At 58.2% G+C, this 20,984-nt stretch carries 16 protein-coding genes, 4 pseudogenes and 1 other annotated feature; of the genes and pseudogenes, 8 read left to right on the forward strand and 12 right to left on the reverse strand.

Annotated features, from left to right (window positions below; all coding sequences use genetic code 11):
- Position 1: 1 nt before the first annotated feature.
- The gene (locus ACIQUH_RS11755; RefSeq protein ID WP_400815063.1) at positions 2-433 is read left to right on the forward strand and encodes a hypothetical protein; all 432 of its coding nucleotides are present in this window, start codon (positions 2-4) and stop codon (positions 431-433) included.
- Positions 434-674: 241 nt separating this feature from the next.
- On the opposite strand, the gene ACIQUH_RS11760 is transcribed toward ACIQUH_RS11755, so the two are convergent.
- From ACIQUH_RS11760 to ACIQUH_RS11795, 8 genes are all read right to left on the reverse strand, one after another.
- Positions 675-1,463: an alpha/beta fold hydrolase gene (locus tag ACIQUH_RS11760; protein ID WP_400815066.1), complete on the reverse strand. Its 789-nt coding sequence runs from the start codon at positions 1,461-1,463 to the stop codon at positions 675-677.
- 458 nt (positions 1,464-1,921) lie between these two features.
- Positions 1,922-3,898, reverse strand: a complete 1,977-nt coding sequence (locus ACIQUH_RS11765) for a hydantoinase B/oxoprolinase family protein (protein ID WP_400815068.1) — start codon at positions 3,896-3,898, stop codon at positions 1,922-1,924.
- A gap of 4 nt (positions 3,899-3,902) precedes the next feature.
- Complete coding sequence (locus ACIQUH_RS11770; protein WP_400815070.1) at positions 3,903-5,933, reverse strand: hydantoinase/oxoprolinase family protein; 2,031 nt, start codon at positions 5,931-5,933, stop codon at positions 3,903-3,905.
- Positions 5,934-6,168: 235 nt separating this feature from the next.
- Positions 6,169-7,368 (reverse strand): ABC transporter substrate-binding protein, encoded by a 1,200-nt coding sequence (locus ACIQUH_RS11775; protein ID WP_400815072.1) that lies wholly within the window; start codon positions 7,366-7,368, stop codon positions 6,169-6,171.
- A 38-nt stretch (positions 7,369-7,406) separates the two neighbouring features.
- Positions 7,407-8,501 (reverse strand): branched-chain amino acid ABC transporter permease, encoded by a 1,095-nt coding sequence (locus ACIQUH_RS11780; RefSeq protein ID WP_400815074.1) that lies wholly within the window; start codon positions 8,499-8,501, stop codon positions 7,407-7,409.
- Between the two features lie 2 nt (positions 8,502-8,503).
- Complete coding sequence (locus tag ACIQUH_RS11785; RefSeq protein ID WP_400815077.1) at positions 8,504-9,409, reverse strand: branched-chain amino acid ABC transporter permease; 906 nt, start codon at positions 9,407-9,409, stop codon at positions 8,504-8,506.
- Position 9,410: 1 nt separating this feature from the next.
- A complete protein-coding gene (locus ACIQUH_RS11790; RefSeq protein ID WP_400815080.1) occupies positions 9,411-10,133 on the reverse strand; it encodes an ABC transporter ATP-binding protein in 723 nt (240 codons plus the stop codon).
- Complete coding sequence (locus ACIQUH_RS11795; protein WP_400815082.1) at positions 10,130-10,882, reverse strand: ABC transporter ATP-binding protein; 753 nt, start codon at positions 10,880-10,882, stop codon at positions 10,130-10,132. The genes ACIQUH_RS11790 and ACIQUH_RS11795 overlap by 4 nt, the downstream gene beginning before the upstream one ends.
- A 529-nt stretch (positions 10,883-11,411) precedes the next feature.
- On the opposite strand from ACIQUH_RS11795, the gene ACIQUH_RS11800 reads away from it, so the two are divergent.
- The 6 genes from ACIQUH_RS11800 (at position 11,412) to ACIQUH_RS11825 (ending at position 16,626) form a co-directional block, all read left to right on the forward strand.
- On the forward strand, positions 11,412-12,167 hold the full coding sequence (locus ACIQUH_RS11800; protein WP_400815208.1) for a LamB/YcsF family protein: 756 nt from the start codon (positions 11,412-11,414) through the stop codon (positions 12,165-12,167).
- A gap of 17 nt (positions 12,168-12,184) precedes the next feature.
- The gene (locus ACIQUH_RS11805) at positions 12,185-13,096 is read left to right on the forward strand and encodes an allophanate hydrolase subunit 1 (RefSeq protein ID WP_400815084.1); all 912 of its coding nucleotides are present in this window, start codon (positions 12,185-12,187) and stop codon (positions 13,094-13,096) included.
- The gene (locus ACIQUH_RS11810) at positions 13,093-14,076 is read left to right on the forward strand and encodes a biotin-dependent carboxyltransferase family protein (protein ID WP_400815087.1); all 984 of its coding nucleotides are present in this window, start codon (positions 13,093-13,095) and stop codon (positions 14,074-14,076) included. Before ACIQUH_RS11805 ends, ACIQUH_RS11810 begins: the two co-directional genes overlap by 4 nt.
- A 12-nt stretch (positions 14,077-14,088) precedes the next feature.
- Positions 14,089-14,343, forward strand: coding sequence for an acetyl-CoA carboxylase (locus ACIQUH_RS11815; protein ID WP_400815089.1), 255 nt, complete (start codon positions 14,089-14,091; stop codon positions 14,341-14,343).
- Entirely contained in the window at positions 14,340-15,686 is a 1,347-nt protein-coding gene (locus ACIQUH_RS11820) for an acetyl/propionyl/methylcrotonyl-CoA carboxylase subunit alpha (RefSeq protein WP_400815091.1), read from the forward strand. The genes ACIQUH_RS11815 and ACIQUH_RS11820 overlap by 4 nt, the downstream gene beginning before the upstream one ends.
- A 190-nt stretch (positions 15,687-15,876) precedes the next feature.
- A complete protein-coding gene (locus tag ACIQUH_RS11825) occupies positions 15,877-16,626 on the forward strand; it encodes an MBL fold metallo-hydrolase (RefSeq protein WP_400815210.1) in 750 nt (249 codons plus the stop codon).
- Between the two features lie 104 nt (positions 16,627-16,730).
- Here ACIQUH_RS11825 and ACIQUH_RS11830 read toward each other — a convergent pair whose 3' ends face one another.
- The gene (locus ACIQUH_RS11830; protein ID WP_400815215.1) at positions 16,731-16,862 is read right to left on the reverse strand and encodes a hypothetical protein; all 132 of its coding nucleotides are present in this window, start codon (positions 16,860-16,862) and stop codon (positions 16,731-16,733) included.
- Positions 16,863-16,985: 123 nt separating this feature from the next.
- On the opposite strand from ACIQUH_RS11830, the pseudogene ACIQUH_RS11835 reads away from it, so the two are divergent.
- A pseudogene (locus tag ACIQUH_RS11835) lies at positions 16,986-18,006 on the forward strand (IS110 family transposase).
- Between the two features lie 283 nt (positions 18,007-18,289).
- Here the strand turns inward: ACIQUH_RS11835 and ACIQUH_RS11840 are convergent.
- From ACIQUH_RS11840 to ACIQUH_RS11850, 3 pseudogenes are all read right to left on the reverse strand, one after another.
- Positions 18,290-18,580, reverse strand: a pseudogene (locus ACIQUH_RS11840) (hypothetical protein); the annotation flags it as partial.
- A 28-nt stretch (positions 18,581-18,608) separates the two neighbouring features.
- Positions 18,609-19,720: pseudogene (locus ACIQUH_RS11845) on the reverse strand (IS30 family transposase).
- Positions 19,721-19,780: 60 nt separating this feature from the next.
- Positions 19,781-20,722, reverse strand: a pseudogene (locus tag ACIQUH_RS11850) (IS3 family transposase); the annotation flags it as partial.
- Positions 20,322-20,438 (reverse strand) — a sequence feature (AL1L pseudoknot). (Overlaps the previous pseudogene by 117 nt.)
- Positions 20,723-20,984: the final 262 nt, after the last annotated feature.

Here is a 20,984-nt window from a genome sequence, read left to right on the forward strand (position 1 = left end):
AATGACGTTGTTTCTGACCGCTTGCCCGTCATCGTCGCGCTCCCAAGCAGTCGAGTTGTTGTCGAGCTGGCTGCACTGTCTTGTATATGCCAATGATGTTGCGCCTCTAGCCTTCGCTCGCGTGCTAGGGCGCAATTCAGTGATGTGGTCGCAGGCCCTTGATCGAATGCCGGCCGACATCGCAAAGCTGCTGAGCGCCACGACCAGTATCGCGCACGATGAGCCAGCGGCCATGATGTCACCACACGCGCTGCCGTGCCAGCTCCTGTTCCGACTTCGCAATGGCGGGCATCGGACAGCTTCAACATCGCTGCAGTTCTGCTCCATATTTTCGGCGGACATGGCGACTGGCAACCCGGTTTTCACGTTCGAAGCATGGCTGTCGATTGCCCAAACGGTGTCCGTCCTGCCACAGCTGCTTTGCGGTCTCTGACCAAGCCGAACTGGTGTCGCAAAACTACTGTGTCCGCTGTGGCTACGACCTACGTCGCGCATCGACAATTGGTATCAGTTCAGCGGCAAGACAACTCGACGGCTGAATCACCGACCTCTGCCGAGTTCGAAGGGATGCGAGATGATACCCAACCCTTGAGGGGGTATGTAAAAAAATGCGACCGCCCTCACGTTTTAGGAAGAACGGCCGCACCATCCTGGGAGGACGTATTGGTAAATTATCAGAGGGAGCCGAAGCTTCTCTTCGCGTGTTCTTCGATCAGTGCGGCCACCTTCTCCGGCGCTTCAAGCGAGGGGAAGTGGTTCACACCGGGAAGGATTTCGAGCCGTGAGCCCTGCAGTGCCTTTTGCAACGACGTGGCGAAAGGCTCGACCGGGTTCGGAACATCATCGGCTCCCTGAATGATCAGGGCCGGAGCCTTGATCGAGGCATATTGTTCCGCCATGTCGTGGTTCAGGAAGGCGGCGGCATTGGCTTTCAGAGAGTGTGCCGGCCATTTTCCGGCTTCTGCTCCGACAACATCCGTTACGCCGAAAGGCTTGTAGAAGGCGATCGCGCCGGACGGCGTCGCAACTGCATTGGCCACCATGTCAACCGACATGCCGCTGTCACGCATCTGTTTGCCGTCGATATAGCATCCGGCGTAAACGAGGCCGGCGACCCGATCCGGGTATTTGAATGCGAAGGTCGAGGCAATGTTACCACCGATCGAGTGTGCGACCAGAACGACCGGCTCTGTCACGCCGGCGGCGTCCAGAACGGCCTTCAGATCTTCCGCATGCCTGGGAATGCTATAGGATGCCGCATCCAGGGGTTTCGCCGAGCTTCCGTATCCGCGGCTGTCGTAAGCGACCGTGCGGTAGCTTTTCGAAAGGCTGTTCGTCTGCGAGGTCCAGATGTCGTGAATGCCGAAATAGCCTGGCACGAAGACAATGGTTTTGCCTTCGCCCTTTACCTCGAAATAGATTTCGAGATTGTCATCCGTAAGTGCAAAATTTGCGCTACCCACTTGAATTGTTTTCCTTTCTTCTGATGCAGCTGCTGAAGTCGTTGATGCCAGGCCACTTGTCGTCAAGCATGCCAGGGCGGCAACGGAACCTTCAAGAAGCCGGCGTCTCGAGAACGCGAGAGGTACGTTTTCTGGCGCGCCATATCCATCGAAACCACCGGGCATTGTCGATTCCTTATCGGTTATTCAAAGCGAAATTGCATGCGTTTTCGCATCGATCTGCAGCCAACACGTGAAGCCGCAGCCTAAGTTCCGCGGTTCCACAGCCAAGAAAACTTAAGTTTTATCCTCCGGCCCTTCCATCGGTCCAAAGGGGTATGCTGAAAGGAACATCGCAGATCGGCGAAGCCTTGCATTTTTGGCTTCCGGCATCGAGTGGTCGCCGCATATCGGCATTCGTCAGGCTCGGAAATCGACCATCGCCAGGACCTCCTGGCGATGGTCGTTGATGGTTTTGATTATGCGGCTGCCCAGTGGTCTACGCAGCAACGCCTGTAGTGTTCGCGATAGGTCACCGTCGATTTCGGCAGAAGGCTTCCATCGCGCCAGTCGAGCACGCAGGCATAATGCCGGACAACGTCCAGAGCGTCGATTTCGCCTGAACGATACATCGCGGCAACCGTCTCGGGATCGGTTGCAAGCTTCTCGAGCCGTGTCCGGCGCTGGCTTTCGCGCTCGGCCTTTGTGGCCTCCAGGTCAAGTTCGTACTCGCAAATGTCGGGATCGACAGGTCGGATCACCACGCCATAGTCCTTGCGGGCACGTTCGATCGATACATAGTCGTCGATGACGTCTTCGAGAACGGCCTCGGGATCACGCTCGAGGGGGTCGCCCTGGCCGCCGCCGCCACCGGAAGGCCGGGAAATGAGGTCGCCGGTGGCCACTTCAATACCCGAAATATTGGTGCCGAACCATTCGACATCCTCGCTGCCGTTTCTCACGATCGTCAGACCGGCTGGCGATCCCGGCAGACCACCGTTGATCCCCCACGGAACAGCGCGTTCGCGGTCGTGAATGAAGGACATGCGGACCTGATCGATTTCTGTCCAGCGAGACGATTTCACAAGGCCGACGCCACCACGCCATTTGCCAGGCCCACCGGAATCCGTCTGGATTTCGCTGTTCACGACGATGAGAGGAAGAAGTCTCTCCTGGGGTTCGACCTGTTGGATTGCCAAGCCGGCGCCTGCGGTGAAGGTATAGACGTTGGCACCATCGAGACCATTGCGGCCGCCCCAGCCACCTGCGATCCAGTCGTAGTAGAGGAAGCTTTTCCTGTCTGCGGTATTGTTGTCTATGCCGCCTGAAAGAAGGAACTCCATCGCGAAGGCACAACCGCGCGCCAGATCCGGAAGAACCGCCGACCAGATTTCGCTGGTCGCCTGATAGATCTTCTGCAGAACCATCACATAGCCCTGTGTCGCAACAGGCCATTGTGCATTGATCATCGTGCCTTCAGGCTGGATGAATTCGGTCACCCGGTAGAAGCCGCCATTGAGCGGCAGGTCCGGAAAGAACGTTTTCATCGCGCCGATGACGCCCGAAATGCTTGCGCCAAAGCCCATGTTGAAAAGCGTATTCAGGCATGGATTCGTGCCGGTGAAGTCGTAAACGAGCGTGGTGCCGCGTTTCGTCATCTTCAGTTTTACCGGGATCATGCCATCCGCATTGGTGCTCGGGTCGCGGTCGAAGTAGTCGACGGCGCTCCATTCACCATCCGGAATATCGGCAAGACGCTGACGCAGGGAGCGCTCGACATAGTCCTGCACTTCCTGGATCGCCTGTTCGACGGTTTCGCGGCTGTATTTCTCGACGAGCCGGGTCATCTCGCGCTCAGCGACACGTGTCGCTTCCGCCTGCGCCCGAATGTCGCCGATGATGTCGGCCGGAGCGCGCGTGTTCTGGGCCACGAAGTTGGCGACGTCCTGAAGGAACCTGCCCTTGTGCCAGATACGGGTCGGCGGAATGCGCAGGCCCTCGGCGAACATGTCGGTGGCGTTGACGTTCATCGAACCGGGCATCGGGCCACCGACATCCGTCCAGTGGCCGTTGGCCTGGGCCCAGGCGATCAGTTTGCCCCCGGCAAAGATCGGGCGAATGATGCGCGTGTCGCAGACATGCGTTCCACCGATATAAGGATCGTTGACGATGAAGACGTCGCCGTCATGGATATCGCCGGCGAAAACATCGATCACCGCCTTGCAGGTGAATGGCATCGTGCCGATGTGACCCGCAAGATCCTGATTGCCGACCGCCAGAAGATTGCCCTCGGCGTCATGTGTCGTGCACGAGAAGTCACGGTTGAACACGACGAATGAATGGCAAGTCTTGATCACCTGCTCCGCCATCTGGTTGACGGCGGAGATGAAGGCGTTGTTGAGGACCTCGAAGGTGACAGGGTCCAGCGCTGCGCGTGTTTGAGAAAGAGCGTTCATGGGCTTAGTCTTCCAGGCGGATGATGAGATTGCGGAACTTGTCCATTGCCGCGGTCGAACGGGGCGGAACGACAATCGTCGAGTCGAACTGTTCGACGATGGCCGGTCCTGCGATTTCCATTCCCGGAGCAAGGCGGTCACGATCGAAGATCGGCGTATTGAGTGCCTCGGTGCCACCAAACCACACGTCTCTGTATGTCTTGGGTTCAGCCACGCCGCCGACGAGTTCGTAGACGGGAAGTTCGGCCTTTTCGACCTGGCCGATCGCCTTCAGGTTGATGCGGAAGAAGTCAACCGGGGTATCGTCGCGACGATAGTCATACTCGCGTTCGTATTCCAGGTGGAACAGTGAAGTCAGTTGCTCGGTGCCGGTGATGGTGCCCGGCGCCGAGATCGTCAGCGTTCGCCACTGGCCCTCGTACATCATGTCGATCGATCGCTGCAGCACGATGCGGTCATCGGAAATGCCTTCGTGATGCAGGCGTTCGATCGCCGTCGTCTCCAGTCGCCGGAATGCAGCTTCGAGATCCGCAGGCTCGACCTCATGGGCGGGCTTCAGATAGCTTTCGGCAAAGTCGTGCTGCACATCGACCAGCAGGCATCCCCATGCCGACGTCACGCCCGGGTTGGGCGGAACGATGACGACGGGGATCGAAAGTTCGCGCGCGACATCGACACCATGAAGGGCGCCGGCGCCACCGAATGCCACCAGGGCAAAGTCGCGCGGATCATAACCACGCGCCACGGAGATCAACCGGACGGCATCGGCCATATTCGCATTGGCGACGCGAATGATGGCATCGGCCGCCGCTTCGCGGGTATAGTTGTGCTGTGTCGCGACGACGTCGACCGCCTTCTTCGCGAGTTCGGCGTTCAGCGTGATCTTGCCGCCGGCAAGAACAGGTCCCTGTCGTCCCAGAACGACGTTGGCGTCGGTGTTGGTCGCCTGGCTGTTACCCTTGTCGTAGCAGGCCGGACCCGGATTGGAGCCAGCGGACTGGGGGCCGTTGTGCAGGGAACCTGCCGGGTCGGTCCAGGCCAGTGAACCACCGCCGGCGCCGATCGTCAGCACCTCGATCGCTGGGAAGCGGATGGGGTAGCCCCATTCGATATGCCAGTCGCGCGTGACCCGGATGTCGCCGCCATAGGTCATCGACACGTCGGTGGATGTGCCGCCCATGTCGAGGCCGATGGAATTCTGGAAACCTGCAAGCATGGCCACATGACGCGAGGCGAGCGCGCCAGCGGCAATGCCGGAGCCTGCAAGCCGGGCCGAGAACTGGCGCACGCTGGCGGGCGTCATCACGCCGCCGCCGCTGTGAAGCAGCAGCAGGTCCCTCTTGTAGCCGCGCTCGGCGAGATAATCGCCAAGGCGCGAGACGTAGTCACTGACCACGGGGCTTGTCGCGGCGTTGATTACCGTCGTAACGAAGCGCTCGTATTCGGAGATTTCCGGCAGTACCTCAGATGAGATCGAGACCGGAACCCCAGGCATTTCCTCCAGAATAATTTCCCGCATGCGCTGTTCGTTTTGACCGTTCAGATATGCGTTTATGAAGCAGATCGCGACGGCACCGACTTCGCGGCGCTTGACTATCTTTGCGATCTTGCGCGCCTGCTCTTCGTTTAAGCGGGTCAGGATCTTGCCCGTCGCATCGACGCGTTCCTCGACTGTCAGGCGGTCGCGGCGCTTCACGTGCGCCGGAGCCAGATCCTTGTACGCGTCCCAGATATCTTCCCGGACGCCGCGGCGGATTTCGAGGACGTCGCGGAAACCTTCCGTGGAGATGATAACCGTCCTCGGCAGGTTGCGGGTAATCAGTGCGTTTGTCGCAACTGTCGTCCCATGGCAAAAAAGATTGACGGTGTTGAGGTCTATCCCGGCCTTCTCAACGCCATCGATAATGCCCCGGATTGGATCACCGGGCGTCGACGACGTTTTCTCGATCGAGATCTTGCCTGTCTCCTCATCGACGATACATATGTCTGTGAACGTACCGCCGGTATCTACCGCGACTCGAATATTCTGACTCAACGCAAGTCTCCCTTACTTGGATAGTTCTCCGCCTATTGTTCGGCGGTAGTGCTTAGTCGTGTCGCGTGAAATGACTTCCGCAGACGATTTGCAAATGATGCGATGTAACAAGACGCTGGCGGCTACCTTCGCCCGGCCATTGCCCCGAGGAGATCGATCTTCGGGACAACAGTGTCGCGGTGGTCATGCGTGTCGCGAGCCTGTGGATGTGCGCGACACGCGTCAGACCAAAAACTTACTTGAACAGAACGTCCATCGGAACCGGTTCGGAAATCGTCCAGTCACCGACAACGCCCGGCTTGCCCGCCTTCGTTTCCACGATCAGAAGACGGCCGGTGTTCTGGCTGTGCAGTTCGCTGGTGAAGGTGCGCGGACCGAACAGGGTCGGTTCGTCCTTGAACTTCTCAAGCTCGGCGACGACAGCTTCGCTTTCAGATGTCTTTGCCCGTTCGACGGCCTTTGCCCAAACATCGATGGCAACGTAACCCGGATAGACGTGCATTGTCGCGGGCGCGCTGCCTGTCTTTTCCTTATACGTTTCGTTGAATTTCACGACGTCGGGGTTCGGATCATCACCGTGTACCGACGCGGGAACGGGTACGTAAAAGTCGGTCAGGCCAGGCACTGCCGAAAGCCAGTAGCTCCCGTCCATCGCTGTCCCGGAAAGCAATTTGGAGTTGATACCGGCGGCTCGGATCTGCTTAATGGCGGAGACAGCCCCCGGCATCATGGTGCAGATCATGATCACATCGGGCTCCTGTGGCAGCGACTTGATACGGGTGATCTGGGCAGCAATGGAAGCATCGTCGTTCTTGAAGGTATCACTGCCGACGAGCTTGGCGTCCTTCGCTTCGAGTTTCTCCATCATCCAGTCGAAACCGCTGCATGTCGCCTTGTTATATGCGGTCCAGGTGTCGAGCAGCTTGTAGAAATTCCGGGCACCCTTCTTCTCGTAGGCCCATTCTGCCATCGTGGCTCCGGTGACTTCGGCAAGTACCGAGGCACCGAACGAGTGAGGACCGACACCCTGAATGCCGGCCTTGGCAGCTTCGGCGCAGGAGAAGATGGAAATCTTGCCGGCACTTTCAGCGGCGAGTGCGGCCGGTGCTCCGAAATCGTAATCGCAGGATACGACGACCATGTCTGCGCCCTGGTCGAGGACCGAAAGACCGGCCTTTGCGCCCTCCGCGCGGTCCGACTTGGTATCTGCGCTGACCACCTTGACCTTCTTGCCCAGAAGGCCACCGGCGGCATTGATTTCCTCGATGCGGATCATGGCGGCATCGACTGCAGGCTTGTCGTAGGCTTCCATGAAGCCCGACGTTGCCGTGGCAAAACCGATAGTGATGCTATCCGCGTCCTCGGCGTAAGAGGGCGCAGACAGCGCCGTTGCGGCAAGTGCCAGAGCAATAATCTTCTGCGAGCGATATGTCATGCACGTCTCCTTTTCGAGGTTGGCCGTGTGGCGCTTGATTAGTCAACGCGATTGCGCGTGACGGAGAGTTCCCGGTTTCGAAGAAGACCGGAAGGCCGGAAAGCGAGGATTGCGATCATGATGACGCCGAGGGCGATTTCCTGAAGTCCGTTGTAAAGTGCGAATTTGGTACCGCCGATCATCACGCCTGCTTCGAAGAAGCGGAGGATCTGGATCAGCAGGGAGAGGAGGACCACGCCGATCACCGCGCCCGACAGGCTGTACATCCCGCCGACGACGAGCATGGACAGGCTTGTGAATGTCAGGCCAAGGTAGAAGGTGTCGGGGGTTACGACGCCGACGGAATGGGCCATCATCGCTCCACCGAGCCCCATGATCGCAGCCGACACCGTGAAGGCGACGAGCCTCTGTCTGGGAATGTCGACGCCCGACGCTTCCGCGGCAGTGGCTTCGTCACGTGCTGCGCGCAGAGCAAGGCCGGAGCGGGAAATCGCATATGCCCAGGAGATAAAAATCGAGAGGATCGCGGCGATCAGATAAGGCCAGAGCGTTCTAACGATCGGAATGCCCACCACCGAAGAGGTGCCGCCCGTCACGCTATCCCAGTTCGAATAGATGGTGTGAACCATTGCCAGGATGGCAAACGTGGCAATTGATGCGGCGATCCCTGACAGCCTCATCAGAATCTTGCCGAAAACCAGTGCCACAGCTGCGGCAAAGAGTGCGGCCACGAATGCCGCCTGCCAGTAGGGCAGATTGGCATCGGCGAGCCATGTCGGCAGGCCTGGCAGCAAGGTGGACTTCATGATCGGATTGATGGTCAGCCATGCTGCGGCATAGGCGCCGAGACACGTGAACCCGATATGGCCGAAACTCAGGACGCCCGAGTTGCCGATGAACGTATAGAGGCCAACGGCAAGAATAACCTGAACGAGCAGATCGATCATCGACTGGTTGAATGGTCTTGTACCGAACATGAAGGTCAGGACCGAAATCGCGATCAATATGAGAGCAAGAAGAATTGGCGTCTCGATCGTGCGCCGCGCCACGAAGAAAACAGGCGGCTTGTCCGTTGTCTGATCGGGCATACCTGCAAGGCTCCCGGTCGGCTTGACATCAGTCATATCAGCCATGGTTAGACCCTTTCTTGTGTGCCGGACGCGGGCATCAGGCCCCGGGGAAGGAACAGGAGGACAAGAATAACGGCGCCGTAGACGAATGCGTCTCGGAACGGCCGTGCTTCTATGGGAAGGAAGACCTGCAGGATAACCGAGGCGGCACCGAGCAGAAAACCGGCCAGCACGGCACCCGGCAGGCTACCCAAGCCTCCGATGACAGTCGCGATGAAGGCCATGAGCATGATCGGAGCGCCCATCTGGATATCGGCTGTGCCCGTCTGGCTCGTCAGGATCAGCGCGATCGCTCCAGCAAGAGCGCCGGACAGGGCAAACGCACCCATGATCACCCGATTGGCACGCACGCCGAGCATTCTGGCCATGGTGAAATTCTCGGCTGCGGCGCGCATTTCAAGGCCGAACCGGGTTCTGCGCAGAGCAATCGATAGACCGGCGAGGATGATGAGCGTGATGCCGATGGTGATGATCTGCAGAAGCGGAATTCGACCGCCGAGGATCTCGACCGGCTCCGAAAGCGCGGGCAGGAGGAGGATGGATTTTGGGCGGCTGGTGAACAGCATGAGCAGGAAATACCGGATCACGAAGCCGAGTGCGAAGGATGCGATCATCATCGTCGCCGGGTTGGCATTCCTGAATCTGCGGAAGACGACGAGTTCGCACAGGACCGAGAGAACCGCTCCGAGAGCGAGAACGAAGGGGATGAGAACGTACCAGGGAAGATTGCCTGCGAAGACGATGGCGATCGCCCCGGTCGACGGCCAGAGCAAGGCGAAGACGCAGAAGGCGATGACATCGCCATGCGCGAAGTTCACCAGCCGCATAACACCGAAGATGAGGGCGATACCAAGCGCGCCGAGCGCGTAGAGGGATCCCAATGATAGCGAGTCAAAAAAGATCTGCAGCATGTCAGTGTTCCTCATAGCCAAAATATGCGGCCTGAAGCGCATCGCTTTTGCCAAGCTCGCGGGCATCCCCGTCCAAGACCACTTCGCCGCCGCGCATCAGCATCATGCGACCGCCAACCATCATGGCGCGGGTGGAGCTTTGCTCGACGATCAGAAGGGTCAGGGCCAGTTGCGAACGCAAAGCCACAAGCCGCTCGTAAACCAGGTCGATCACGTTCGGCGCCAGGCCAAGGGAAGGCTCGTCGATCGCGATCAATTTCGGATTGGTCATCAGCGCTCGTCCTATGACGAGCATCTGCTGCTGTCCTCCGGAAAGCAGACCGGCCTGATTGTGCCGCCGCTCCTTCAGGATCGGAAATGTCGCGTAGACACTTTCCAGTTCGTTGGACACGTTCGACTTGGCGCCGCGCATGCCGACACCGACCATGAGGTTTTCCTCGATCGTCAGTGAGCCGAACACGTCTCTACCTTCCGGGACCATCGAAAAGCCCAGGCGAGCCACGTCTTCCGGCGCCTTGCCCGTGATATCCTGCCCGCCGAAGGACACAGTCCCGGCGGAGAGCGGTGTCACACCCGCAATCGATCGCATCAACGATGATTTGCCGGCACCGTTCGGGCCTGTGATGAAGATGATGTCTCCTTCGTTCACCGTGAAGCTGACGCCCCTGACGGCAGTCAGTCGGCCATAACGAACGGCAACATCCGAAACAGATAATATTGTCATGCGAGGGCCTCTATCGTGGGGAGTTCCGCATCCGCAGCCGTGCCCATGTAGGCGTGTCGGACTTTTTCGCTGTTGCGAATCGCCTCGGGCGTTCCGTGTTCGATTACCGCGCCGGAGTCCAGAACGTGGATGTAGTCGCACAGGCCAAGAACGAGGCCGACATTGTGCTCGATGATAAGGACGCCGCAGCCCAGTTCCTTTGCGATGCGACGCACAATGTCCGACAGTTCCGCTGCTTCCTGCGCGCTCATGCCGGCAGCAGGTTCGTCAAGCAGGATGAAAGAGGGTTTGCCCATCAGGGCGCGACCAATGCCAACACGCCGTTCGTCGGTGTAGGGCAAAGTTCCGGCCAGGCTGGAGGCGAGATGGGGGATCTGCATCCACTCCAAGATCGACGTCGCCTCCGCAATGGCCGCGCGCCGGCTCATTCCGAGGCCAACCCCGGTGACTTCCAGATTGTCCAGAACGGGGAGATCGCGAAACAACCGGCCGCTTTGGAACGTGCGCGCGACGCCATGCCGTCGAACCTGAAACGGCTTGAGGCTCTGGATGTCGCCAGTCCCCATCTTTATCGTTCCCGATGTCGGAGACTGGAAGCCGGTCAAGACATTGACCAGCGTGGTCTTTCCCGCCCCATTCGGACCGATAAGACCAAAGATCGCACCGGGCTCGATCGTCATCGTCACCGATGACAGAGCTTTCAGTGCGCCGAACGCGACCGATACGGATTCCGCGCTAAGATTGTTCATTTCTTAACCCTCAAATGAGAGGGCACACCCGCTACTGGCTTCGCGGCCTTAATTGAATAGCGATGTTCCCACTCGGTTTCAGCTTGCCTCTTAGGGCCCTGAATTTCTTATTGTGGTGAGACTAATGTATCCGCCGCGGCTACCCCATCTGTCAGAAGGGGTATTCCTTAGGGTTGATGCTCGTCATATTTGAACTTTAGTGAGTTCTGAAGGCGATGACAGGGAGGAAACTTACCACAGACGAAGGCCCTGGTCGATTTCTGAGCAAGTTGATGCTGCAAAGGCAATCGCTTGCCCGCTTTCTGTGCAATTCTGGTGTGTGACCTGCCATGATCATCTGTTTGGCATACCCCATCAGGCAGATGTGGGGGCAGGGGTATTCTTCTATCCTCGACCCGTGCTCAGCTGTGTTGAAGCCGATGACCGAAGCCGAGGCATGATGTGCCAAGTGCGACGTGACTACCCGAAGTCGTGGTGATGCCCGACGGGAAGACAGCCGCCAAAATTTCCAATCTCCGGAGTGAAAACGATGAGAGTTGATTTGAATGCAGACGCTGGCGAAAGCTACGGTCGTTGGACGATTGGCGACGATGCAGCCTTGTTTCCGCATATCACCTCGGTGAACGCCGCCTGCGGCTGGCATGGCGGGGACCCGAAATGCATGCGTGAGGCCGTTCGGCTGGCCGGGGAGCACAATGTCGGGCTTGGCGCGCATCCGGGATTTCCCGACCTGATGGGATTTGGTCGCCGTATGATGGCGGCAACCCACCAAGAAGTGATCGATATGTGCGTATACCAGGTCGGCGCCCTTATCGGTTTCGCAAAGGCCGAAGGCGTCCGTCTCAATCACATCAAGCCACATGGTTCACTCAACTTCCATATCTACGCTGACCCGGAACTCGCGTTGAAATACGCGAAAGCCTTGCTGGCGCTGCAGTCGGACCTGATCTTCAATGTGACCGTCGGCACACAGGTTGAACTGATGCGCAAGAACGGCATCAAGGTGATCAGCGAAGCCGTTGCGGACATGGAATATAATGATGACGGCACAGTCATCTTCGAGCGCATTACGGCGCGCAAGGATCCGGCGTATATTGCAAAGCGCGCCGTCCAGATGGCTTCTGGTATCATTGAAACGATCAATGGCAAGAAGCTCGCGGTAAAGATCGATACGCTTTGCCTGCATGGCGACCGCGACAACTCGGTTGAAATCGCCAAGGCGGTCAATCTGGCTCTCAAGCAGTCCGGCTATACGCTCGCTGCTCCCAGCGCTTCAGCGCTGTAAGCCGGGAGGTCGTTTCCATGGTTCTTCGAAGCGAAACAGCAATCGAGCCGCGCTACCGCATTGGCGGTGACGAATACATTCTCGTCGAGTTTGCCGAGTCGATGAGTTTGGAGGCGAACCTGCGCGCCAAGGAAGCCGCAGCTCTCGTCGAAGCCAGCAAGGTTCCCGGCATACTGGAAGTGTGTCCGGCTCACGTTTCATACCTCGTGCGTTACGAGCCTGAGACCATTGCGCCTGCCAAGCTTATCAACGCTCTGAAGTCGATCACAAAAGAGGCGTTGACCAGTGAACTGAGACCCTTCCGTACGCGCCTGATCGACATGCCGGTGCTTTTCGACGACCCCTGGACGCATGAGGTGCTGATGAAGTACCGGGATCGCGTTCAGGAGCCGACGATGACGGACGCGGAATATCTTGCCAGTGTGAATGGCCTTTCCAGCACAGCAGCACTTTTCGAGCGGCTCTGCGAAATGCCTCACATCTCGACGACCATCGGCTTTGCTCCCGGAAATATCTGGACATTCCAGATGACCGAGAAGGACAAGCAGATTCAGGCGCCGAAATATCTTCGTCCTCGTAACGAAACGCCGGATCGCGCTTTTGCATTGGGCGGCGCCTTCACGGCGGTTTATCCGACGCGCAGTGCCGGCGGATATCCCATTATCGGTCGTGCAGCCCCTCCCATCTATGATCCGAGCAGGCCGATACCGGACCTTGCGGAAACCGGCTGGCTGGTGCGGCTCGGTGATATTTTCCGTGTCCGCTCCATCCTACGCGATGAATATGACCGTATTCAGGAGGAAGTTGCGGAGGGAACGTATGAGTATAGAAAACTCGATATCGAATTCGATCCCAACGCCTTCTTCGCGACGCCCAAGCCCTACATTCGGGATTTGGTAATGCCGCTTGTCGAAGGAGATTCCAAATGATCGAGGTTATCGTTCCAGGATTGGCAACCACCGTTCAGGATGCCGGGCGCTTCGGCTACAGCAAGGACGGCATCTCACCTTCCGGTGCCCTGGATCAGTATTCCTACCGTCTCGCCAATGCGCTCGTCGGGAATCCTGAAGGCAGCAGCGTTCTTGAAATTACCTATGCCGGTCCAAAACTGAAGTTCAAGGCGCCTGCCGTGATCGCTGCCACAGGGGCATTGATGCAAATGCTTGTCAACGGTTCGCCGGTTCCAAGCTGGGAATCCGTGCCCGTATCGGAAGACGACGAGATCAGCTTCGGATATCTGCAGGCCGGGGCTCGCGTCTATCTCGCAGTCAGCGGCGGCATCGATGTCGAGCCGGTCATGGGAAGCCGGTCCACCAATCTCCTCCTGAAAATGGGCGGGCTGGACGGACGTTCTCTTGCGGCGGGCGATGTTCTGCGGTTCGGAACGAGCCATGATCGCGTTGGAACCCGCAGGGTGGAGGAAACGCATAGGCCAAAGTTCGAGAAGCATATGGATCTCCGCTTCATTCCCGGACTGTTTTCGTATCGCCTGACGGATGAAGGGTTTCGACAGTTTTGCGAGACGACCTGGATTTCGACGCCTCATGCCGACCGCACGGGTTTCCGCATGACCTCCGCCGAAAAGCAGGCTCTCGAATTCAAGCCCCGTACCCCGCCATTCGGTGCGGGCAGCGATCCGTCGAATGTCGTTGATGCGGGATACCCGATCGGCTCGATCCAGATCCCCAGCGGGACGGAACCAATCGTGTTGCACAGAGATGCGGTAACGGCCGGTGGCTATTTCACGGCTGGCACTGTCATATCGCCGGATCTGAACCTTCTTGCACAATGTGCAACCAAAACCACGGTTCGGTTTGTGCCAATCGAGCTGGATGACGCGGTGGCCGCACGTGTTCGGTACAAATCGGATCTCGACCAGATCGTGCAGCAGATAAATCAGCAATCTTAGCGGAGAGAAAAAATGAGCGGAACAGTCGCGCAAGTGTTTGCACCAATTCCAGGCGTTATCTATCGGCGTCCTTCACCCGACAAGCCAGTCTTTGCCAATGAAGGCGATATGGTTGCTGTTGGTGACACTATCGCTTTGGTAGAGGTCATGAAGAGCTTTTACCCGGTCACGACGGAAGTCGCGGGCAAGGTCGTGCGGTTTCTCGTCGATGCCGAGAGTGAGGTATCTCCCGGGGAAGCGATCGCTGAAATCGAGGTGACGGAATGAGCGATCTCGAGTTTGGTCCTGTTCTTATCGCCAATCGAGGCGAGATCGCCTGCCGAATAATTCGAACCTGCAAGCGCCTCGGCATCAAGACGGTCGCGGTCTATTCCGAGGCGGACAAGGCAAGCCGTCACGTGAAAATGGCCGACGAAGCGATCTTGATCGGTCCCGCCCAGGCCAAGTTGAGTTATCTCAATCTGGATCGCATTTTTGGCGCGGCAAAAGAGAGCGGCGCAAAAGCCATCCATCCCGGTTACGGTTTTCTCGCGGAAAACACGTCTTTTGCAGAGCGTTGCGCTGCGGAAGGCATCGTCTTTATCGGTCCCGACGCCAAGACAATCAGCCAGATGGGCGACAAGGCGGCGGCAAGAGCTGCTGCTATCTCTGCGGACGTACCGGTGGTTCCGGGAAGCGACACGGTCGATGCTTCGGATGCTCTGACGGTCGGCGAAAAGCTGGGTTTCCCGATCATGATCAAGGCCGCTGCCGGTGGTGGCGGGCGAGGCATTCGGATCGTGCATTCCGCCGTCGACCTCGAAACCGCCTTCGCAGAGGCCAGCCGCGAAGCCACGGCTGCGTTCGGTGACGGGCGTATCTATATCGAGAAGGTGGTTCAGAATGCACGCCACGTCGAAGTACAGGTACTGGGCGACGGAAAAGGCAATGTCGTGCATCTATACGATCGCGATTGCTCGCTCCAGCGGAAGCGCCAGAAGCTGATCGAAGAGGCCCCGAGCCCGGCGCTTTCGCCCGTGATGCGGGAGAAAATCTCCGAGGCCGCCGTGCGGCTGGCGGCAAAGGTTTGCTACAAGAATGCCGGTACGATGGAGTTTCTGGCCACCTCGTCCAAATTCTACTTCATCGAAATGAATACCCGCATCCAGGTCGAACATCCGATCACGGAGATGATCACCGGCGTCGATGTGGTGGAGCAGCAACTCCGCATCGCTGCGATTGGGAACCTTGCGATCAGTCAGTCCGACGTGAAAATCAACGGCGTCGCGTTCGAGTTCCGGGTCAATGCGGAGGACCCGCAGAAAGGGTTCATGCCGTCTCCGGGTACGATTTCCGTCCTCGATCTTCCCGCGCGCGACGACGTGCGTATGGATTTCGGCGTGGACGAGGGCGGCGCTGTCGTCCCGTTTTACGACTCGATGGTTGGCAAGATCATCGTCTGGGCCCCGGATCGCCGTGAGGCCATTGCCCGAGCCGCTGACGTTCTGGCGGCCTCCAGGATCGAAGGCATCAAGACCACGATTCCTCTCCATCGCGACGTACTGGCGCAAGACTGGTTCGCCAAGTGCGACTTCAATACGATGACACTCGAAAAGTATTTAGAGGCGTAGCTGCTGAAATCTCCAGTCGATTGAAGAGACCTCTCAGCCTTCCACGTTGACTGTGGGAGGCTGTTTCCATCGGCCGCTGAATGGCCCCTCCAACGCAAAAAGTCGCTAGTCCACTAGATGAGGCGACTTTCTGCTCAGAATTTTGAGGTAAGTCCTGACACGTACGCGATCACTGCCGAGCGTCACCCAAATCCGCAATGCCACCTTGCACGTCGACTATGGCGGCGTCCGCTTTCTCATTGACCCGATGCTCGCGGACAGAGAAACGAGTCCAGGGTTCGCACGTTCTTCTAACAGCGAGTTCCGCAACCCTCTTGTCTCGTTGCCGATGGCTATCAGCGATATCGTCAACGTGGACGCCGTTGTCGTTACCCATCTGCATTCTGATCATTGGGATATAAAGGCCATCGAGAGTATAGATAAGTCGCTTCCGGTTTTCGTTCAAAGTGACGCAGATGCCACGATGGTTAGGGGGCAAGGTTTCACGGATGTCCGCGTCCTTGCCGCTACATCTGAATTCAGAGGCGTGAGCCTTGCTAAGACTAGCGGTCAGCACGGGACCGATGAGACATTGGCAGCCATACCTCTCGGTATGGTGTCCGGCATTGTGTTCAAACGAGCAGAAGAGAAGTGTCTCTACATTGCCGGTGACACCATCTGGAATGACCACGTTAGAGATGCAATTGAAATGCACAAGCCGGATGTGATCGTACTGAACGCCGGCAAGGCCACGTTCGATGGCTTCCCCCCCATCATTATGGGCGAAGTTGACGTGATTGCCGTCCACAAGGCTGCTCCTGAAGCCAAGCTGGTCGCAAGCCACATGGAAGCGGTCAACCATTGCGTCCTAAGCCGTAAGGCACTTCGCGAATTCGCAGAGAGAGAGGGCTTCTCCGGCAACTTGGCCATTCCAGCCGATGGCGAGACCCTTGCCCTTTAGTTTGCCTATAGCCAACATTGCGAGGCGGCTCGAGTGACGCCCTAAAGTCGGAGACCATGCCTATCTGAACCGCCCCGGCTTTGCCGGAGACCGTTTGGTTTAAGTTATGCGGCCATGGCTGGCACGTCCAGCATGGCGTAGTATCGTTCTTCGGCCTCGGCTGGCGGTATATTCCCGATGGGCTCGAGAAGGCGGCGGTGGTTGAACCAGATGCCGTAATGGGGCTCGGCGCGCATCGTCACCTTTCAGCAAGTTGCGAACATGCAGATGATCTTGTCGTTGTCCTTGGCGCGCGTAGCGTGTCGGCAGGGTTTGCCATGAGGCACCCCCAGTTGGGTTCAAAAACGGAGGACAAGAACATGGATTATTTTATCGGTCTCGACGTCTCGCTGGCGAGCACCGCCATCTGCGTTCTAAATGCTCACGGAAAGGTGGTGAAGGAAACCAAAGTGGAGACTGAGCCGGAGGCGCTGGCTGCGTTTCTGCGGAGTTTGTCCGGGAACGTGATAATGGTGGGGCTTGAGGCAGGTCCGCTGTCGCAATGGCTTCACAAGCCCCTGATGGAGGGTGGCTTCGAGATGGTGTTGATGGAAACGCGGCAGGTGAAGGGCGCTCTGCAGGCTATGCCGATCAAGACCGATCGCCGTGACGCCGAAGGTATAGCCCGGCTTTTGCAGATGGGCTGGTTCCGCCCCGTGCATTGCAAGTCGGTGTCGGCCCAGGAAATGCGAGCGCTTCTGAATGCGCGCAAGGCAATTCAGCAGTCGACCATCGATCTTGAATTGTCGCTGCGGGGCGTTCTGCGCAACTTCGGACTGAAGATAGGCCAGGTAAGCAAAGGGCGCTTCGAGGCCCGTATCCACGAGCTCATCGAGGACAATCCGATGCTTGAAGCCGCGGCGAACCCGATCCTGCGGGCCCGTATAGAGTTGCGTAATGAGCTGGCTAAACTGGAGAAACAACTGTGCGATCTGGCCAAGGCCGATTCTGTATGTCGTCTGATGATGAGCATGCCGGGCGTTGGAGCAATCGTTGCTTTGACAGTGCGATCTGCCATCGATGATCCAGAGCGCTTCCGTTCCTCGAAGGATGTCGGTCCCTGGGCCGGTTTGACACCGAGACGCAATCAGTCTGGTGAGCGTGATGTCGTCGGCCAGATCACGCTAGCAGGCGACGCTGGTCTCAGAACGGCTCTTTTTCAGGCCGCCACGGTGATGCTGAATCGTGGTAAACCCAATTGGCTGACGGCTTGGGCGTGGAAAGAAGCGTGCAACGATTGGCTTGGCACGACGTATCGGTGTGGTGCTGCACCGGATGTGGCGGGATGGAAAGGCGTTTCGATTCACCCGCGAGGCGACCACTATGGGTGCCGCAACGTAACTGCTCTTCATCAACCGAGTTTACCAGGAAGGATTAACAGGCCGCGCGTGAAGCGCTGGATCTTCGAGGTCCCACGCCGGGACGCAGTGCCCGATGACGCCGATGGGTCGACTGTAGCCGGGGCGATAGCTCCGAGCACGCGAACCAGATGGGCGCGCGGGGACTGCTCTTGGACCAGGCATCGTGTGGCGGCCATCGCGCCGACCACGGACGGAAGCACCATCCCGGCTTGGGAAGAAACCTAGAAATCAGTTGCCACGTTCGCCGCAGCAAAGTTCTAAAATTAGCACCTTGAACTGGATCGCGAGCGGTCAGCCGCCTCGTGTTGTGTTTGTGCGGCCCCAGTGTACTTGACACCAACCGCCCCATCGCGGAAGTCGACCCATTCGAGCGTGGCGAACTCCACGGCTTCGAAGTTGCGCCATGGTCCTCGCCGATGGATGACCTCGGCCTTGTAAAGACCGTTGATCGTTTCGGCGAGAGCATTGTCGTAACTATCGCCAACGCTTCCGACAGACGGCTCGATGCCCACCTCCGCCAGCCGTTCGGAATAGCGAATGGACACATATTGGGCGTATTCAACCGGTCGTCGCAACACTGGGTTATTGTCCAGATAATAGATATTGGTTCAAGGCTTCATTTGGTGTCTTCCAGCCAAGCGTTTTCCGGGGCCTATTGTTCAGCGTGTGCGCGACGGCTTCAAGTTCCTGTGCGGTCCAGCGCGATAAGTCGGTGCCCTTCGGGAAGTATTGCCGCAAAAGGCCGTTGGTGTTCTCGTTTGTGCCGCGCTGCCATGGACTGCGGGGCGCTGCGAAGAAGACCTTCACCCCCGACTCGCTCGTGAACCGACCATGGTCGGATAGCTCCTTGCCACGGTCCCAAGTTAATGACCGCCACAGTTCGGCAGGCAGAGTCTTCACGGTGTTCTTGAGCGCATTGGCCATGGTGATAGCCCCATAGCCGGCCAGCGCAGGGCCGTTCTTCGTGCGTTGAACCAGGCCGTATCCTTTCTGGCGAGGAAGGTGAACGAGGCTGGTAAAGCGAGTTGCACGCTCAACCAGCGTTCCAATTGCAGACCGGTTCAAGCCGATGATTAGGTCTCCCTCCCAATGCCCTGGCACCCCACGGCCTTCTACTTCTGAGGGCCGGTTGGAGATCATCACGTCCTCGCTGACATGTGCCCATGCCTTGGCCTGAGCTCTGGCCCGCGGGATGCGCATGGATTGGTCCTCCGGAAAATCGATCCGCAAACGGTGGGCAATCTGTTCTGGCGACCAGGCAGTGACCCATTGACGGTCACCGCGATGCGGCTTGTTGCGACCCTTGAACGGTGCCTGTTGAGGGCCTGTAATCTCACAACCGTCAGGAGCCCGGATCTTGCCCACCAAGCGGTCTTGGACATAGTGGCGCAGCCGTGGATTGGTCACCAGCTTTGCCGCCTTTGGTCTTTTGGCCACCAGCTCCGCCTTCCACTGCGCGACCGAAGCCCGATATTCGAGCTTGCCGCCACGAGTTGCAGCGTTCCGTCTTAGCTCTCGCGAGACCGATGACGGAACCAGCGGGTGCCAACAACCTGCGACACCCCGACTGCCTCTGCGGCCCTCTCACTCGTGATCCCAGTCGCGATTTGTTCCCAGAACCGTCGTTCGATCTCACGCCGAAGAGACGGCGCTCCCGGCGAGCGCATTGCTTCTCGTCCCGTCAACTTCTGCATCCACCCCGCGGGTCGCCCCATAAACACCTCCATGATTGAGGTGTTGCGACGACCAATTGAATACGCCTTGCGAGCCGCGGTCGGAATGATGAACCAGCCCGCCGCGATGGATGGGCCGCCGATCATGTAGCGCCTGGTCGAGGGCATCGAGAACAAAGCCCGCGTGCGCTGTTCGACTGGCCCGCCAGCCAACGATACGGCGGGCGAAGGCATCGATTACAAAGGCCACGTAGACGAAGCCCTGCCAGGTCGCGACATAGGTGAAATCGGATAACCACAGCATGTTCGGCGCGGGAGCCTTGAAGTGGCGGTTGACGCGGTCGAGCGGACACGGGGCAGACCTGTCCGATACAGTGGTTTTGATGGGCTTGCCACGAATGATGCCTTGAAGACCCATCATTCTCATGAGCCTTGCGACGGTGCAGCGAGCAATATCGAAGCCTTCTCGCTGCAACTGTCGCCACACTTTCCGCACGCCATAGACCTGGAAGTTCTCGTTGAACACCCGGCGTATCTCGACTTTCATGGCAATATCATTCCGTTCGCGGGCCGATAGGCGACCCACGTCCGTGCGCTTGGTAACGACTTCATAATAGGTGGACGGGGCAATCGGCAGCAGCCTGCAGATCGGTTCGACCCCGAGCACCGGGCGGTGTTCATCAATGAAGGAAATCATCGCTTCAGTGGGCGGTCGAGCTCCGCCTGGGCAAAATACGCCGAGGCTTTGCGTAAAATCTCATTCGCCTGACGAAGCTCCCGGTTCTCCCGTTCCAGAGCCTTCATCTTCTCCACCACGTCACTCGGCAAACCTGCACGCTTGCCGCTGTCGACCTCGGCCTTCTTCACCCACTCATTGAGCGTATGTGCCGAGCAGCCGATCTTGGCCGCTATCGAGCAGACCGTCGCCCAGCGCGATGAGTGTTCGCCTTCATGTTCCGTCACCATCCGAACGGCACGGGCACGAACTTCAGGAGAAAATTTGTTCGTCGTTTTGCTTGTCATAGACCCTACTTCTCACAAGCTGGGGTCTCCGGCAAAGCCGGGGCGGTTCAATCTGATCGAGTGAGTGCGTCTTACAGCTGATGTTTAACCCGAGGATTTCCATCTGGTGAGATAACCCCTCACAGATGGTTGTGGTCTTTGACGGTTGAAGTAGACACGGTAATTGGAGCAGGCATAGACGGCTCTCACCAAACTAGGGTCATCAAACTACGATTTGCCCAGTGCCGTGCTGACGCTGGCTACGGATAAAGCTATACGACGC

It is taken from the genome of Agrobacterium sp. NPDC090283 (assembly GCF_044769685.1).
GTDB lineage: Bacteria > Pseudomonadota > Alphaproteobacteria > Rhizobiales > Rhizobiaceae > Agrobacterium.

Excerpts from the sequence above, each read along its gene's own strand:
- ACIQUH_RS11755 (WP_400815063.1), top strand. The coding sequence starts at position 2 with ATGACGTTGTTTCTGACCGCTTGCCCGTCATCGTCGCGCTCCCAAGCA.
- ACIQUH_RS11765 (WP_400815068.1), bottom strand. The coding sequence starts at position 3,898 with ATGAACGCTCTTTCTCAAACACGCGCAGCGCTGGACCCTGTCACCTTC.
- ACIQUH_RS11775 (WP_400815072.1), bottom strand. The coding sequence starts at position 7,368 with ATGACATATCGCTCGCAGAAGATTATTGCTCTGGCACTTGCCGCAACG.
- ACIQUH_RS11780 (WP_400815074.1), bottom strand. The coding sequence starts at position 8,501 with ATGGCTGATATGACTGATGTCAAGCCGACCGGGAGCCTTGCAGGTATG.
- ACIQUH_RS11785 (WP_400815077.1), bottom strand. The coding sequence starts at position 9,409 with ATGCTGCAGATCTTTTTTGACTCGCTATCATTGGGATCCCTCTACGCG.
- ACIQUH_RS11790 (WP_400815080.1), bottom strand. The coding sequence starts at position 10,133 with ATGACAATATTATCTGTTTCGGATGTTGCCGTTCGTTATGGCCGACTG.
- ACIQUH_RS11795 (WP_400815082.1), bottom strand. The coding sequence starts at position 10,882 with ATGAACAATCTTAGCGCGGAATCCGTATCGGTCGCGTTCGGCGCACTG.
- ACIQUH_RS11800 (WP_400815208.1), top strand. The coding sequence starts at position 11,412 with ATGAGAGTTGATTTGAATGCAGACGCTGGCGAAAGCTACGGTCGTTGG.
- ACIQUH_RS11805 (WP_400815084.1), top strand. The coding sequence starts at position 12,185 with ATGGTTCTTCGAAGCGAAACAGCAATCGAGCCGCGCTACCGCATTGGC.
- ACIQUH_RS11810 (WP_400815087.1), top strand. The coding sequence starts at position 13,093 with ATGATCGAGGTTATCGTTCCAGGATTGGCAACCACCGTTCAGGATGCC.
- ACIQUH_RS11815 (WP_400815089.1), top strand. The coding sequence starts at position 14,089 with ATGAGCGGAACAGTCGCGCAAGTGTTTGCACCAATTCCAGGCGTTATC.
- ACIQUH_RS11820 (WP_400815091.1), top strand. The coding sequence starts at position 14,340 with ATGAGCGATCTCGAGTTTGGTCCTGTTCTTATCGCCAATCGAGGCGAG.
- ACIQUH_RS11830 (WP_400815215.1), bottom strand. The coding sequence starts at position 16,862 with ATGCGCGCCGAGCCCCATTACGGCATCTGGTTCAACCACCGCCGCCTT.